This is a genomic window from Microbacterium sp. GW821-FHT01D02 (genome assembly GCF_059422585.1).
On sequence record NZ_JBWKXB010000001.1, the window covers coordinates 1053766 to 1068450 of the forward strand.

13 protein-coding genes are annotated in these 14685 nt (G+C 72.5%); 5 read left to right on the top strand and 8 right to left on the bottom strand.

Translation table 11 applies throughout. From position 1 onward, the window contains the following. Window positions 1-27 precede the first annotated feature (27 nt). A complete protein-coding gene (locus AC07VM_RS05180) occupies window positions 28-474 on the top strand; it encodes a hypothetical protein (RefSeq protein ID WP_494910240.1) in 447 nt (148 codons plus the stop codon). Between the two features lie 15 nt (window positions 475-489). Here AC07VM_RS05180 and AC07VM_RS05185 read toward each other — a convergent pair whose 3' ends face one another. Next, window positions 490-1389: a LysR family transcriptional regulator gene (locus AC07VM_RS05185; protein WP_494910241.1), complete on the bottom strand. Its 900-nt coding sequence runs from the start codon at window positions 1387-1389 to the stop codon at window positions 490-492. 94 nt (window positions 1390-1483) lie between these two features. Here AC07VM_RS05185 and AC07VM_RS05190 point away from each other — a divergent pair, with 94 nt between their 5' ends. Then, window positions 1484-2149 (top strand): type 1 glutamine amidotransferase domain-containing protein, encoded by a 666-nt coding sequence (locus AC07VM_RS05190; protein ID WP_494910242.1) that lies wholly within the window; start codon window positions 1484-1486, stop codon window positions 2147-2149. A 64-nt stretch (window positions 2150-2213) separates the two neighbouring features. On the opposite strand, the gene AC07VM_RS05195 is transcribed toward AC07VM_RS05190, so the two are convergent. Further along, entirely contained in the window at window positions 2214-3380 is a 1167-nt protein-coding gene (locus AC07VM_RS05195) for an ROK family transcriptional regulator (protein WP_494910243.1), read from the bottom strand. A gap of 120 nt (window positions 3381-3500) precedes the next feature. Here AC07VM_RS05195 and xylA point away from each other — a divergent pair, with 120 nt between their 5' ends. Together xylA and xylB are read left to right on the top strand one after the other, a co-directional pair. Continuing rightward, the gene (gene xylA / locus AC07VM_RS05200; protein WP_494910244.1) at window positions 3501-4691 is read left to right on the top strand and encodes a xylose isomerase; all 1191 of its coding nucleotides are present in this window, start codon (window positions 3501-3503) and stop codon (window positions 4689-4691) included. 5 nt (window positions 4692-4696) lie between these two features. Beyond that, on the top strand, window positions 4697-6028 hold the full coding sequence (gene xylB / locus AC07VM_RS05205) for a xylulokinase (RefSeq protein ID WP_494910245.1): 1332 nt from the start codon (window positions 4697-4699) through the stop codon (window positions 6026-6028). A 27-nt stretch (window positions 6029-6055) separates the two neighbouring features. On the opposite strand, the gene AC07VM_RS05210 is transcribed toward xylB, so the two are convergent. The 6 genes from AC07VM_RS05210 to AC07VM_RS05235 form a co-directional block, all read right to left on the bottom strand. Next, window positions 6056-6988 carry an aldose 1-epimerase family protein gene (locus AC07VM_RS05210; RefSeq protein WP_494910246.1) on the bottom strand — a complete coding sequence of 311 codons (933 nt, stop codon included), beginning with the start codon at window positions 6986-6988 and terminating at the stop codon, window positions 6056-6058. Next, on the bottom strand, window positions 6988-8502 hold the full coding sequence (gene araA / locus AC07VM_RS05215; RefSeq protein WP_494910247.1) for an L-arabinose isomerase: 1515 nt from the start codon (window positions 8500-8502) through the stop codon (window positions 6988-6990). The genes AC07VM_RS05210 and araA overlap by 1 nt, the downstream gene beginning before the upstream one ends. A 72-nt stretch (window positions 8503-8574) precedes the next feature. Then, window positions 8575-10218: a xylulokinase gene (locus AC07VM_RS05220; RefSeq protein WP_494910248.1), complete on the bottom strand. Its 1644-nt coding sequence runs from the start codon at window positions 10216-10218 to the stop codon at window positions 8575-8577. Further along, on the bottom strand, window positions 10215-10934 hold the full coding sequence (locus AC07VM_RS05225) for an L-ribulose-5-phosphate 4-epimerase (protein WP_494910249.1): 720 nt from the start codon (window positions 10932-10934) through the stop codon (window positions 10215-10217). The genes AC07VM_RS05220 and AC07VM_RS05225 overlap by 4 nt, the downstream gene beginning before the upstream one ends. 238 nt (window positions 10935-11172) lie before the next feature. Then, window positions 11173-12177, bottom strand: coding sequence for a LacI family DNA-binding transcriptional regulator (locus AC07VM_RS05230; RefSeq protein ID WP_494910250.1), 1005 nt, complete (start codon window positions 12175-12177; stop codon window positions 11173-11175). 41 nt (window positions 12178-12218) lie between these two features. Continuing rightward, window positions 12219-13478: a D-arabinono-1,4-lactone oxidase gene (locus AC07VM_RS05235; RefSeq protein WP_494910251.1), complete on the bottom strand. Its 1260-nt coding sequence runs from the start codon at window positions 13476-13478 to the stop codon at window positions 12219-12221. A 76-nt stretch (window positions 13479-13554) separates the two neighbouring features. On the opposite strand from AC07VM_RS05235, the gene AC07VM_RS05240 reads away from it, so the two are divergent. After that, window positions 13555-14601: a LacI family DNA-binding transcriptional regulator gene (locus AC07VM_RS05240; protein ID WP_267416110.1), complete on the top strand. Its 1047-nt coding sequence runs from the start codon at window positions 13555-13557 to the stop codon at window positions 14599-14601. Window positions 14602-14685: the final 84 nt, after the last annotated feature.

Below are 14685 nucleotides of genomic sequence, written 5' to 3' on the forward strand. Positions count from 1 at the left end.
CGCGCACCCTGCCGCTACGGTGGGGCCATGCGACCGACTCCGCATCCCCCTCGTGCCCTCCGGATCGCGCTCGCCTCCGTCGCCTCCTTCCAGCTCCTGTCCGCACTGGCCGGGATGGTGGGGCTGACGATCGGCGGCGGGATGGGGCTGCCGAGGGAGTGGATCGAGGGCAGCGCGTTCGACTCCTACGTGTGGCCGGGGATCATCCTCGGCGTCGTCGTCGGCGGGGTGCAGGCGCTGGCGGTCCTCGCGCAGTTCGGGCGGTTCCGCCTCGCCTGGGGGATGCACGCGGCCGCCGGGCTCACGATGATGATCTGGATCTTCGTGGAGATCGCCATCATGCTCGTCTGGTCGCCGCTGCACGGCATCTACTTCGTGACGGGCCTGCTCCAGACCGCGCTCGCCGTCCTCGCGCTGGGCGCCTGGCCACGGCCGTTCCTCGCCCGCGTGCCCCGGCGGATGCCCGAGCGCTGACACGCCCGCCGCGGGTCATCCTCCGGCGACGGCGAGACGGAGCATCCGGTCGATCTCGGCCACCGCGTCGGTAAGCGGTCCCGGACGGCGCACCAGGTGGATGGTGTTGATCGGCGGGTCATCGGTCTCGCACACGACGACGAGTCGGCCGTCGGCGAGCTCGTCCGCGATCAGGTAGGCGGGCAGCACGGTGACCCCGGCACCGGCGACCGCTGCCGCGGCGAGCGCGCGCAGGTCGGGCACGATCAGTGCCGGCTCGCGCTCCAGCCGGACGCCGAACACATGGCGCCAGAACCGCCGCAGAATGGGCACGTCGTGCGCGTAGGCGAGGAGCGGGATGCCCTCGAGCGCCTCGGGGGCCAGCTCGGCGGAGGGCGTGAGGCCTCGCGACGGAGCGGCGACGAGGACGAACTCCTCGTCGACGAGGGCGGCCGCGGGTAGGGCGCGCCCCTTCGGCCGCACGGCGGAGATCACCAGGTCCAGGCTGCCGACCCGCAGCTGCTCCAACAGCTCATCCGCGACCCCCTCGGTGACCGCGATGCGGCGGCCCGCGTCGATCAGCGGCGCCAGAGCCGGCATCGCCACGCGCTCGACGAACTCGGCGGCGCCGCCGATCCGCACCGCCGGGCTCTCGGCCGGCTCCGGAGCACCGACCACGAGCGCGAGCGCGTCCAGCGGACCGGAGAGCCGGGCGGCGAGGTCGTCGCCGCGGGGAGTGGGACGGATCCCGCGAGCATGCCGGACGAACAGCGGCTCCCCCATGCTCCGCTCCAGCGCCTGCAGCTGAGCGGTGACGGAGGACTGCGCGAGCCCCAGCGTCCGCGCGGCCGCCGACACCGACCCCGATCGGTGCGCGACGAGGAACGTGCGCCACAGGGCGATGTCTCCCAGACCATCGGAATTCCGATTGCTCATACCGTGAATCTATCGGAAGCGTTCCTGACAGGAGTCCGTTATCCCCGGTATCGACTTCCGCACGGGAGCCGTCCCCCATCTCGAAGGAGCCCTCATGTCCACCGTCCTCTTCGTCGTGACCGCCGCCCGCAGCTGGACCCTCAGCGACGGCACCGAGCACCCCACCGGATTCTGGGCGGAGGAGCTGGTGACCCCGTGGCGACTGCTGACCGCGGCGGGCCATGACGTCGTCTTCGCCACTCCCGGCGGGGTCGCCCCCGTCGTGGATGCCGCGAGCCTCGGCGACGGTGACGCCGCCGCTGTCGCGGAGATCCCCGGCCTCGCGGCGCCGCTCGTGCTGGCCGACGTCGAGGCGTCTGCGTTCGATGCCGTCTACTACCCCGGCGGTCACGGCCCGATGCAGGACCTCGCTCACGACCTCGACTCGGCCGCGCTGATCTCGGCGACCATCGCGGCCGGGCGACCCCTGGCCGCGGTCTGCCACGGCCTGGCCGCTCTCCTGCCCGCGCGCACGGAGGCCGGTGACCCGGTGGTCGCCGGACGACGGATCACCGGATTCTCCGACGAGGAGGAGCGCCTGGGCGGGCTCGCCGACCGCGCGCCATTCCTGCTCGAGAGCGCACTGCGCGATCTCGGCGCCGACGTCGAGGTCGCCACGGCGTGGAGCGATCACACGATCGTGGACGGCCTGCTCATCACCGGACAGAACCCGCAGTCCTCGGAGTCGGCGGCTCGCGCCCTGCTCACCGCTCTCGCCTGAGACCCTGCGAGCGCCGGCTCCCGTCGTCCACTCCCGTCAGGCCACTCCCGTCAGACCGCTCCCGTCAGATCACGCCGACCGAGGTCAGCGCGTGCTCGGCCGCACCGAGCAGCAGCCGGTCGGCGGCGAGGGAGGCCGGGAGGATGCGCAGCCCCTCCGCGTTCTCGGCCATGGCGCGAGCGGCCACGGCGGAGGCGAAGCTCTCCGGGTCGAGTTCCTCGAGCTGCGCGAGGAAGCCGCCGAGCACGACCACCGAGGGGTTGAGGATGTTCACGGCATCCGCGATCGCCTGCGCGAGCACACCGCGCTGGCGATCGCACTCCTCTCGGACCGGATCGTCGTCGGATGCCGCGGCGAGAGCGTCCGCGAGGGCCGCGTCGTCCGCGGCGGCGAGTCCGAGCAGGTCGAGAAGACGAGCGCGGCTGACGTCGTCCTCGAGGACGGTGGTGCGATCCGCATCGACCCGGTTCTGCCCGAACTCCCCCGCGTAGCCGCCGACCCCGCCCACCGGAGAGCCGTGCACGATGATCCCGCCACCGATGCCGGAGGGCCCGCCGTTGAGGTAGACGACGTCGTTCGCGCCGTGCGCCGCCCCGAACAGGTGCTCGGCGAGAGCGCCGAGGCTCGCGTCGTTGCCCACCGCGACAGGAAGGCCCGTCGCGTCGGCGATCAGCGCGCGCAGCGGAGCATCCGTCCAGCCGAGGTGCGGCGCGTTCCGCACGAGCCCGTCGGCCGCGCGGACCAGCCCGGGCACCGCGGCGCCGACGGCGACGAGCCGTGCCTCTCGGAGCGGACCGGCGCGCCAGCGGTCGACGACCTCGGAGACGAGGGCCGCGACCTCCTCGGCCGTGAGCAGGGAGGCGGACTCGATGCGCTCACGGACCGAGATCGTGCGCGCGAGGTCGACCGCCGCGATCTCCACCGCGTCGATCTCGGGGTTCACCGCGATCACCACGGTCGAGGGCGCTGCCGCGACGACCGGCGAGGGCCGTCCGACCCTGCCCACCGGATCCGGATCGCGCTCCACGACCCATCCGTCGGTCACGAGCTCGGCGACGAGGTCGGCGATCGTGGAGCGATTCAGCCCCGTGGCGGCGGTCAGCTGCGCTCGCGACTGCGCTCCGCCCCGGTGCACGAGGCGCAGGACGCGAGCGAGGTTGCGCGAGCGCACGCCATCGCCGGGCTCCTTGGGCGCAGCGGTTCCGCCGAGCTCCGGCGCAGCATCCGTCACATCTTCCTCGCATTCGGTTTCCGGTCAGTCTAGGAGGTGGACAACCTCGACATCAGGTTATATGTTGTTGCTCACAACATTTATGCAGCGCCGCCGCGCGGCACCATGCGAAGGAGCATCATGAGCCTCACCCCGACCCGCGACGACAAGTTCTCCTTCGGCCTCTGGACGGTGGGTTACAACGGCACCGATCCCTTCGGCGGCCCGACGCGTCCGTCACTCGACGTCGTGCACGCGGTCGAGAAGCTCGCCGAGCTGGGCGCCTACGGCCTCACCTTCCACGACGACGACCTCTTCGCCTTCGGCTCCACCGACGCCGAGCGGCAGACCCAGATCGACCGCCTCAAGGGCGCCCTCGCCGACACCGGCCTGATCGTGCCGATGGTCACCACGAACCTGTTCAGCGCCCCGGTCTTCAAGGACGGCGGCTTCACCTCGAACGACCGGCAGGTGCGGCGGTACGCCCTGCGGAAGGTCTTCCGCCAGCTCGACCTCGGCGCCGAGCTGGGAGCCAAGACCTTCGTGATGTGGGGCGGCCGCGAGGGGGCGGAGTACGACTCCGCGAAGGACGTGCGCGCCGCCCTCGAGCGCTACCGCGAGGCCGTGAACCTGCTCGGCGACTACGTGACCGACAAGGGCTACGACATCCGGTTCGCGATCGAGCCGAAGCCCAACGAGCCGCGTGGCGACATCCTGCTCCCCACGCTCGGACACGCGATCGCGTTCATCGACTCCCTGGAGCGCCCCGAGCTCGTCGGCGTGAACCCGGAGGTGGGGCACGAGCAGATGGCCGGCCTGAACTTCGCCGCCGGCATCGCCCAGGCCCTGTTCCACGGCAAGCTCTTCCACATCGACCTCAACGGCCAGCGCGGGATCAAGTACGACCAGGACCTGGTGTTCGGGCACGGCGATCTGCACAACGCCTTCGCGCTCGTCGACCTGCTGGAGAACGGCGGCCCCGGCGGCGTGCCCGCCTACGAAGGTCCGCGGCACTTCGACTACAAGCCCAGCCGCACGGAGGACGAGGACGGCGTCTGGGCGTCGGCCGCCGCCAACATGCGCACCTACCTGCTGCTGAAGGAGCGCGCCGCAGCGTTCCGCGCCGACCCGGAGGTGCAGGAGGCCCTGGCCGCCGCGCGCGTGGCCGAGCTGTCGACGCCCACGCTGAACCCGGGCGAGAGCTACGACGCGTTCCTCGCGGACCGCAGCGCCTACGAGGACTTCGACGCCGATGCGTACCTCGGCGGTCACGGCTTCGGCTTCGTGCGGCTGCAGCAGCTCGCCACGGAGCACCTCCTCGGCGCCCGCTGATCGGCATGGCACTCGTCCTCGGCGTCGACTCCTCGACGCAGTCGTGCAAGGTCGTGGTGCTCGACACCGCGGTTCCGAGCGACATCCTGGCCGATGCCGTCGTCCGATCCGGTCGCGCTCCGCACCCCGACGGCACCTCGGTCGACCCCGAAGCCTGGTGGCGCGCGCTGCGGACCGCGATCGCGGATGCCGGCGGCCTCGACGACATCGAGTCCTGGGCGATCGGCGGGCAGCAGCACGGCATGGTCGCGCTGGACGCCGAGGGCCGTGTCATCCGTGATGCGCTGCTGTGGAACGACACCCGGTCCGCGGAGGCCGCGGATGCTCTGGTCGCGGAGTTCGGGGCGCAGGAGCTGGCGGATCGCACCGGGCTCGTGCCCGTGGCATCCTTCACGATCTCGAAGGTGCGCTGGCTCCGCGACCACGAACCGGAGAACGCGGCGCGTGTCGCGGCGGTCGCGCTCCCGCACGACTGGCTCACGTGGCGCCTGCGCGGCTACGGACCGGTCGGCGGCGAGGGAGCGACGCACGGCCCCGTCCTCGAGGAGCTGGTGACCGACCGCTCCGACGCCTCGGGCACCGGCTACTGGAACCCGGCGACGGGAGAGTACGACCGCGAGCTGTTCGCCGCCGCGCTCGGGCACGACGCCGTCCTGCCCCGCGTGCTCGGTGCCGACGAATCGGTGACGGATGCTGCCGGCCGCCGAGTCGCGCCCGGCGCCGGCGACAACGCCGCGGCCGCCCTGGGCCTCGGCGCGGGTCCGGGCGACGTCGTCGTCTCGATCGGCACGAGCGGCACGGTGTTCGCGGTCAGTCCGACGCCCTCCTCCGACGCCTCCGGGATCATCGCCGGGTTCGCGTCCGCCGACGGACACTTCCTTCCGCTGGTGTGCACGCTCAACGCGGCGCGCGTCCTCGACGTCACGGCCGCGCTCCTCGGCGTCGACCACGAGGAGCTCAGCCGCCTCGCGCTGGCCGCGGCCCCCGGAGCCGATGGCCTGTCGCTCCTCCCCTACTTCGAGGGCGAGCGCACCCCGAACCTCCCCGATGCGACCGCGACGCTGAGCGGGATGACGCTCGCCTCCACGACCCGCGAGAACCTCGCGCGCGCGGCCGTGGAGGGGATGCTGTCCGGCCTCGGCGCGGGCCTCGACGCCCTCCGTGCGGACGGGGTGCCGCTGCACCGCGCGCTGCTGATCGGCGGCGGGGCGCAGTCCCCCGCCGTGCGCGCGATCGCCCCGGCGGTGCTCGGCATCCCGGTCGAGGTGCCGCCCGCGGGCGAGTACGTCGCGCTCGGCGCCGCCCGGCAGGCCGCCGCGGTCCTCGCCGGCCGCTGAGACGGTCGGGCCGCGGATCCGCTCAGGTCACGAAGCCGACGAGAGCGCGCGGATCCGCCAGGCTGCGGCATGCACGGCGCCCGGCTCGAGGACCACGAGGTCGACCCCGGAGCTGAAGGCATCGGGCGGGCAGGTCATCGGCTCGACCGCGAGGCCGATCCGATGGATGCCGTCGAGGCCCGGGTTGTCGGCGGTGTGCACCTGCACCCACGGACACCGCTCGTCCCAGCTCATCGCCACACCCGATCCGGCGTCGGTCGTGAGGCGCACCTCGGCGATGCCGTCCGCACGGGCGAGGTCCGTGAGCGCGTGGTCGATGAACACGTCGTCGATCCTCCGCGCCGCACGGAAGTCCCACTGCGGGTGCTGCGCCACGGGCTCCACGCCGATCGGGCTCAGCCGGTCGGGCGTCACCGTGAGGACCGCGGAGGCCGGGAGCCGCAGCGTCCACGCATCCACGCGACCGGGGCCGGCCACGAGGTACGGATGCGGACCGGTGCCCCAGGGCGCGGCATCCGCTCCGATGTTGTGCGCCGTGATCGTCTGATGCAGGCCCTCGGCGTCGAGGAGGTACTCGACCTCGACCTCGATGCGGAACGGGTAGCCCGCCTGCGGTTCGATCACAGCCGCGAGCACGACCCGGTCGTCGAGGACCAGCCGATCGGAGAACTCCGACCAGACGAGAAGTCCGTGCAGGGCATGTCCCCGCGCCGGCTCGGTCAGCGGCAGCTGATGCTCGACGCCGTCGAAGCGGTAGCGGCCGTCGACGATGCGGTTCGGCCACGGCGCGAGCGTCGCGCCGCGGTAGCCGGGGCGCACCTCATCCGCAGCGAACGGCACGACGAGGTCGCGTCCTTCGAAGGTGAGCGTCCGCAGCGAGGCACCCACGCTCGCGACCATCGCCTCGTACCCGTGGCCGACGATGCGGAGCTGACGTCCGGACCTCGGTGCGACCGCCATCACAGCCCCTGCGCGAGACGGTAGTAGGCCTGGTTCCAGCGCACCTGCTTCTGGAACTCCGGCAGCGTCGTGCTCTCGTCGATCACCAGCAGCTCCACCTCGGCCATCTCGGCGAAGTCGCGGAAGGCCTCGATCCCGACCGCGGTCGACATGACCGTGTGATGCGCGGCTCCGGCGGTGAGCCACGCGGCGGCGCTCGTGGTGAAGTCCGGCTGCGGCTTCCACACGGCCCGGCCGACGGGGAGCTTCGGCAGCGCCGCACGCGGCTCGACGTTCTCGACCACGTTCGCGGTCAGGCGGAACCGATCGCGCATGTCGCTGAGCGCGACCACGACGGCGGGTCCGGGGTCGGCCGTGAAGACCAGGCGCACCGGATCGTCCTTGCCGCCGATGCCGAGGGGATGCACCTCGAGCGTGGGCTTCGCGGTGGTGAGCGACGGCGACACCTCCAGCATGTGCGCGCCGAGGATCAGCTCGTCGCCCGGGGTCATGTCGTAGGTGTAGTCCTCCATCAGGCTCGCGCCGCCGGGGAGTCCCGCGCCCATGACGTTCGCGATGCGCACCAGGATCGCGGTCTTCCAGTCCCCCTCCGCACCGAAGCCGTACCCCTCGGCCATGAGCCGCTGCACCGCGAGTCCGGGCAGCTGCGTCAGGGACCCGAGGTCCTCGAACGAGGTGGTGAAGGCGCCGAAGCCGCCCTCCTCCAGGAACGAGCGCAGACCGATCTCGATCGCGGCCCCGTCGCGCAGGGAGGCATGACGGTCGCCGCCCCGCCTCAGCTCGGGCGCGACCTCGTACAGCTCCTCGTACTCGGCGACGAGCGCGTCGATGTCGGCATCGGATGCCGTCGCGACGGCATCCGCCAGCTCGTTCACGCCCCAGGTGTTCACCTGCACGCCGAAGCGCAGCTCGGCCTCGGTCTTGTCGCCCTCGGTCACCGCGACGAAGCGCATGTTGTCGCCGAAGCGGGCGAGCTTCAGGTCGCGCGACGCCGCGAGCCCGGCCGCCGCACGCTGCCAGGTGCCGAGTTCGCGTTGCACGCGCGGGTCGCTGGCGTGCCCGACGATCGTCTTGCGCGGCACGCTCAGCCGGGTCTGGATGTAGCCGAACTCGCGGTCGCCGTGCGCGGCCTGGTTGAGGTTCATGAAGTCGAAGTCGATGTCGGCCCACGGCAGCTCGACGTTCGCCTGCGTGTGCAGGTGCGCGAGCGGCTTCCGCAGCGCATCCAGGCCGGCGATCCACATCTTCGCCGGGCTGAACGTGTGCATCCACGCGACGAGCCCGATCACCCGGTCGTCGGCGTTGGCCTCCCGCGCGGTGCGCTTGATCGCGGCGGCATCCGTCAGCACCGGCTTCCAGACGATGGTGACCGGCACGTCGTCCGCCGCGTCCAGGAGGCGTGCGATCTCCTGCGACTGGTCGGCCACCTGCGCGAGCGTCTCGGGCCCGTACAGGTGCTGGCTGCCGGTGAGGAACCAGACCTCGTAGCCGTCGAGGGAGGTGGTGAGTGCCATGGGTTGCCTTTCAGGGAGCCGATCGTCGAGCGAGGGGGAGGGAGACGACACGAGGTGAGGCGTCTTGTCTCGCTACGCCCGCTCGACGAACGGGAGGACGGGGAGGGAGGCGACGGCGGCGGCCTCGACCGCCAGCCCGGACCGGTAGCGGGCGAGGTAGGAGAGGAATCCGGCGACGTCGGAGGGATCCGGGTCGGCGACCGAGACGGATGCCGTGGCGAAGACCCGCTCGTCGAGATAGACCCCGAGCGGGAGGGCGTCGGCGTGCGCGAGGTACGACGCGAGCACCGCGATGCCCCACGCCCCTCCCTCCGACGCCAGCTCGCCGACCGCGACCGGCGCATCGAGGGCGGCGGCCAGGAAGCGCTGCGCGACCCCGGCCGTGCGGAACATGCCCCCGTGCGCGAACATCCGGTCCAGCTCGACACCCTCCGCGGCCAGCACCTGCATGCCGAGGGCGAGCGTGCCGAAGACGCCGTAGAGCTGGGCGCGCATGAAGTTCGCGAGCGTGAACGCGCTGTCGGGTGTGCGCACGAACAGCGGCCGCCCCGCGTCGAGTCCGGCGAGGGGCTCACCGGCGAGGTGATTGTAGGCGAGCAGGCCGCCGGCGTCCGCCTCACCGTTGAGCGCCTCGAGGAACAGCACGTCGAACACCGCGTCGTCGTCGACGGGCCGCCCGGCGGCCGCGGCGAAGCGTCCGAAGAGCCCCGCCCACGCCGCGAGCTCGCTCGCCCCGTTGTTGCAGTGCACCATCGCCACGGCGTCACCCGCGGGGGTCGTCACGAGATCCAGCTCGTGATGGACCGCGGCCAGCGGACGTTCCAGCACCACCATCGCGAAGATGCTGGTGCCCGCCGAGACATTGCCGGTTCGGGGCGACACGGAGTTGGTCGCGACCATGCCGGTGCCCGCATCGCCCTCGGGCGGACAGAACGGGATGCCGGGCCGGAGGGCGCCGGACGGATCCAGCAGCGCCGCGCCGGACACGGTGAGCGTGCCGGCGGGCGCCCCGGCCGGGAGCACGACGGGGAGCAGCTCGGCGAGCGGACGGGAGAGGCGGTCACCGGCGAGCGCGTCGTAGGCCCGCAGCATCCGCGCGTCGTAGGCGGGTGCGACGGTGGTGCCGGAGCGGGCGTCGATCGGGAACATGCCGGAGGCGTCGCCCACGCCGAGCACCCGCTCGCCGGTGAGCCGCTCGTGCACGTGGCCGGCGAGGGTGTTGATGCTCGCGATCCGCGGCACATGCGCCTCGCGGTCGATCACGGCCTGGTGCAGGTGCGCGATCGACCAGCGCAGCGGGATGTTGACACCGAGCAGCGCCGTCAGCTCGGCCGCCGCGACGCCGGTGCCGGTGTTGCGCCAGGTGCGGAACGGGACGAGCAGTTCGCCCGCCGCACCGAAGGCGAGGTGGCCGTGCATCATCGCCGAGATGCCGATCGCCCCGAACGAGTCGGGACGGATGCCGTGCCGCTGCTCGGCATCGTCGATCAGCGCCGCGTAGGCGGACTGCAACCCCGCCCACACCTCGTCGATCGCGTAGGTCCAGACACCGTCCTCGAGGCGGTTCTCCCACGAGGACGACCCGGTCGCGAGCACCACGGCATCCTCCCCGATCAGGCAGGCTTTGATGCGCGTCGACCCCAGCTCGATGCCCAGGCTCGTCCGACCGGCCCGGATGTCGTCGGCGACGCGCCCCGCGTCCTGTCGCGAGGTCATCGGCGGGCATCCCCGTTCTGGCCGTAGACGTTCTGGTAGCGGTCGAACAGGCGGTCGATCGTCTCCTGCGGGATCGGGATCAGCGGTCCCGCCTCACGGGCGAGGTGCACGGTGCGGGCGACGTCCTCGACCATCACGGCGGCCTTCACGGCGTCGGCCGCATCGATGCCGATCGTGAACGGACCGTGGTTCTGCATGAGCACGGCGCGCGAGCGGTGGCCACGGAGCGTGTCGACGATCCCCCGTCCGATCGAGTCGTCGCCGATGACCGCGAGGGGACCCACCGGGATCGCGCCCCCGAACTCGTCGGCCATGGCGGTGATCACGCACGGGATCTCCTCGCCGCGGGCCGCCCACGCCACGGCGTAGGTCGAGTGGGTGTGCACGACGCCGCCGACCTCGGGCAGGTGCCGATAGACGTAGGCGTGCGCGGCGGTGTCACTCGACGGCGAGCGGTCGCTGCCGGGCGTGCCGGGGACGACGCGGCCGCCGAGATCGCAGAGGATCATGTTCTCCGGGGAGAGATCGTCGTACGAGACGCCCGAGGGCTTGATCACGAACAGGTCGGCGCCGGGGACCCGGCCGGAGACGTTGCCGCCCGTCCATACGACCAGTCCGTAGCGCACGAGTTCGCCGTGCAGCCGGGCGACGTCGGCGCGGACCGTGCGGATGGCCGATTCGACCTCATCGGAGAAGGTGGGGGCTTCGTTGCTCACGGGACCTCGGACTGCTGTGACCGATCACTGTGACCGGTCACAGCAGTGTGCCACGAGCACTCCCCCGCGTCAACCACCCCGCCCCCTCTCCTCCCGCCGTCCCGCTCCCCACCCCTTCCTCCGCCGAGTGCACGCGATGTCGCCGAGTGCACGGCCTGTTCACGTCGGCAAGCCGTGCACTCGACGAGAAGCCGTGCACTCGGCGAAACGAAGGAGGGCGCGAGGCGCGGGGCGCGGGTCAGCGGGGCGGGGCGACCGAGGCGCGGGAGATGAGCTCGGGGGCGACCGGCGCCAGGGCATCCGCCTCCACCGTGCCGATCAGGGCGGCGACCGCGCGGCGCGCCAGCTCGTCGAAGTCCTGCCGCACCGTGGTGAGCCTCGGCCAGTAGAACGCGGCGTCCGGGATGTCGTCGAAGCCCACCACGCTGAGGTCGGCGGGGACAGACAGCCCGGCCTCCTGCAGACCGCCGAGCAGCCCGAGCGCCATCTGGTCGTTCGCGGCGAAGACCGCGGTCACTCCCGCGGCCCGGATCGCGGCGGTCGCGGCATACCCCGATCCGGCCGACCAGTCCCCCGCGATCACCGGCCCCGGCTCGAGGCCGCGCGCGGCGAGTTCGGCCGTGAAGCCCTGGACGCGCGACTCCGCTTCGAGCCAGTCCGCGGGGCCGGCGAGGTGCGCGATGCGGGTGTGCCCGGCATCCGCGAGAGCCGCGACCGCCAGCCGGGCGCCGGCGGCCTGATCGACCCAGAGACCGCGAGCTCCGCGACCGGCGGAGTGCAGCGTGACCACCGGCACCCCGATCCGCAGGGCGTCGAGGGCCTCGAGGGTGCGGGCGTGCGGGGCGACCACGACGATCCCCTCGACGCCCTGGGCGACGAGATGCTCGACGGCGGCGACGACGGCCTCGGCGTCGCCCGCATCGGCGAACGCGGCGCTGACCCAGTAGCCCGACTCGCGCGCGGTCGCCTCGAGCGCGGCGATGCTGCGCGACGGCCCGTACTGCAGCGCGTCGGAGGCCAGGACGCCGATGGTGCGGGAGCGACGGGTGCCCAGCGCCCGGGCCGCGTTGTTCATGCGATATCCGAGCTCGGCCATCGCGGACTCCACGCGCTGCTTCGTGTCGGCGGCGACGTCGGGGTGGTCGTTGAGCACCCGCGACACGGTCTGCCGGGAGACCCCGGCGAGCGCCGCCACGTCACGGACGCCGACCGTTCGGCCGGACGCGCGGGGGGACTCACTCACGCCGACGAGTGTACGACCTCGCGCGGCCCCAAGCCGACGGCCTACAGTCCGAGACGCTCCAGGTACGGATTCACCAGGCGCCGCTCGGGGTCGAAGCGCGCGGCGAGGGCCGCGAAGTCGTCGAAGCGCGGGTAGCGCGAGCGCACCTCCGCACCGTCGAGCGTGAACACCTTGCCCCAGTGCGGTCGGGCGGTGGGGGGCAGTGCCGCCTCGATGGCGGGGAGCAGTGCCCGCACGGCCGCCTCCTCCGGCTTCCAGGTGAAGTGGATGCCGACGGCATCCGTCTCGTACGAGGAGCTCAGCCACAGGTCGTCGGCGCGCACCGTGCGGATCTCGTTCACGAGCAGCAGCGGGGCGATCTGCCCGGCCAGCTGTCGCACGGCCTGGATCGCGGCGACGGCGTCGGCCCGCGGCACGAGGTACTCGCTCTGGATCTCGGCACCCGCCGAGGGGGTGAACTCGAGCCGGAAGTGCGGCAGCCGCTGGGACCACGGTCCCGCCTCGCCCTGCTGCTCGGTGCAGGCCACCGGGTCGACACCGAGGATCGGATGCCGCTTGCCCGCCGCGGCTTCGGCGCCGAGCCGCTCGAACAGCGACTCCCTGGCAGCCTCGTGCGCCTCGGGGAGACGCTGCTTGACCCAGATCTGGTCGGCGATGTCGGTGCGCTGCCAGGTGGAGAAGATGCTCACGCTGGTGCCGACACCGGTCACCTCGTCGAACTGCGCGAGGATCGCGTCCCAGTCCGGATGCTCGAACACGTGCTGCGCGACGTCGTAGGTCGGCTCGACGTCGAGTGTCACGTCGACCACGGCGCCGAGCGCCCCGAGGCTGACGACCGCGCCGGCGAAGTCGTCCTCGCCACGGGTCAGGGTGCGCGTCTCGCCGGCGGGGGTGATGATCGTGAGCGCGCGCACCGCGGAGGCGAGGGAGCCCAGCGCGTCGCCCGAGCCGTGCGTGCCGGTGGCGACCGTGCCCGCGATCGAGATGTGCGGCAGGGAGGCCAGGTTCGCGAGCGCGAGCCCCTCCGCCTGGAGCAGCGGTGCGACGTCGCCGTACCGCAGCGCGCCCGAGACCCGCACCGCGTCGCGCGCCTCGTTCACCTCGAACACCGGAGGCAGGGCATCGAGGGCGATGAGCACGCCGTCGGTGTCGGCGAGGTCGTTGAACGAGTGCCGCGACCCCGACAGCCGCACGGGCCCGCCCTGCGCGAGCAGGGAGCGCAGTTCGTCGATCGATGACGGATGCTCCACCCGGGATGCGCGGTACGTGAGGTTGCCCGCCCAGTTGCGTTCGATGCCCATGGCGCTATACAACCACGGATCACCCGCTCTACATCGATGTAGCCGCCGCGCGAAGACGCCTCGGTATGCTGAGCGGATGACAGCGCCGACGCCGCCCCGCGCGACGATGAAGGACGTCGCCGCCCTGGCCGGAGTCTCTCCCAAGACGGTCTCGAACGTCGTGACGGGAACCATCCCGGTGCGCGAGGAGACCCGGCTCAAGGTCGAAGCCGCGATGGTGCAGCTCGACTTCGTACCCAACCTCAGCGCGCGCGGACTGCGCAACGGCCGATCGGGCATCATCGCGGTCGCCCTGCCCGACCTGACCACGGCGTTCTCGGCCGAGCTGCTGCACCGCATCGTCGAGGCGGCGCACGAGCGGGGCCTGGCCGTGCAGATCGAGGAGACCGCGACCGAGCCCGAACGCGAGAAGGAGCTCGTCTCCCGCGCCAGGGCCCACCTGGTGGACGGGCTCATCCTCAACCCCATCCGCCTCGAGGACAGCGTGATCCGCTACGCCGACCGCCTCCCGCCCGTGGTCGTGATCGGCGAGGTCGAGCAGAACCGCGCCGACCACGTGCGCATCGACAGCCGGCTCGCGGCCGCGGATGCCACGCGGCACGTGCTCTCCCGCGGGGCGCGCCGGGTCGCGGTGATCGGCGCCGACGACGACGCCTCGATCGCGACCGCCACGAGCCGGCTCCGGCTGGAGGGCGTGCACGACGCACTGCGCGCGGCCGGGATCGCCCGCGACCCCGCCCTCGAGGTGAACCGCCTGCCCTGGTCGATGTCGGGGGGCGCGGAAGCGGCGCGGGCGCTGCTCGCCCGTCGGGTGGAGTTCGACGCGATCGTGGCCTTCACCGACTCGCTGGCGCTCGGCGCACTGCACACGCTGCACGAGCACGGCATCCGGGTGCCGGACGACGTGATCGTCACCGGGTTCGACGACGTGGAGTTCTCGAAGTACACCGCGCCGGCCCTGACCTCGGTGGCGTTCGACCGCCAGGCGTTCGCCGTCGCCGCCCTGGGGCTGCTGGAGACGCGGATGGGCGACCGCAGCGCGCCGCCGCGGGCCCTCACGCTCTCGCATCACCTCCTGGAGCGCGCCAGCACCGACGGCCGCCCCTCCGGCTACCGCCCCTGACGCACGGCCGTCGGGCGGGCGGAGAATCGATCCTTGCGCACCCGATTACATCGATGTAATGATGAGGCGTCCACCCACCGGTCA

Bases quoted from the DNA above. Each gene is read 5' to 3' on its own strand.
- AC07VM_RS05240 (WP_267416110.1), top strand. From the start codon at position 13,555: ATGACAGCGCCGACGCCGCCCCGCGCGACGATGAAGGACGTCGCCGCC.
- xylA (WP_494910244.1), top strand. From the start codon at position 3,501: ATGAGCCTCACCCCGACCCGCGACGACAAGTTCTCCTTCGGCCTCTGG.
- AC07VM_RS05180 (WP_494910240.1), top strand. From the start codon at position 28: ATGCGACCGACTCCGCATCCCCCTCGTGCCCTCCGGATCGCGCTCGCC.
- AC07VM_RS05220 (WP_494910248.1), bottom strand. From the start codon at position 10,218: ATGACCTCGCGACAGGACGCGGGGCGCGTCGCCGACGACATCCGGGCC.
- araA (WP_494910247.1), bottom strand. From the start codon at position 8,502: ATGGCACTCACCACCTCCCTCGACGGCTACGAGGTCTGGTTCCTCACC.
- AC07VM_RS05235 (WP_494910251.1), bottom strand. From the start codon at position 13,478: ATGGGCATCGAACGCAACTGGGCGGGCAACCTCACGTACCGCGCATCC.
- AC07VM_RS05190 (WP_494910242.1), top strand. From the start codon at position 1,484: ATGTCCACCGTCCTCTTCGTCGTGACCGCCGCCCGCAGCTGGACCCTC.
- AC07VM_RS05210 (WP_494910246.1), bottom strand. From the start codon at position 6,988: ATGGCGGTCGCACCGAGGTCCGGACGTCAGCTCCGCATCGTCGGCCAC.
- AC07VM_RS05185 (WP_494910241.1), bottom strand. From the start codon at position 1,389: ATGAGCAATCGGAATTCCGATGGTCTGGGAGACATCGCCCTGTGGCGC.
- xylB (WP_494910245.1), top strand. From the start codon at position 4,697: ATGGCACTCGTCCTCGGCGTCGACTCCTCGACGCAGTCGTGCAAGGTC.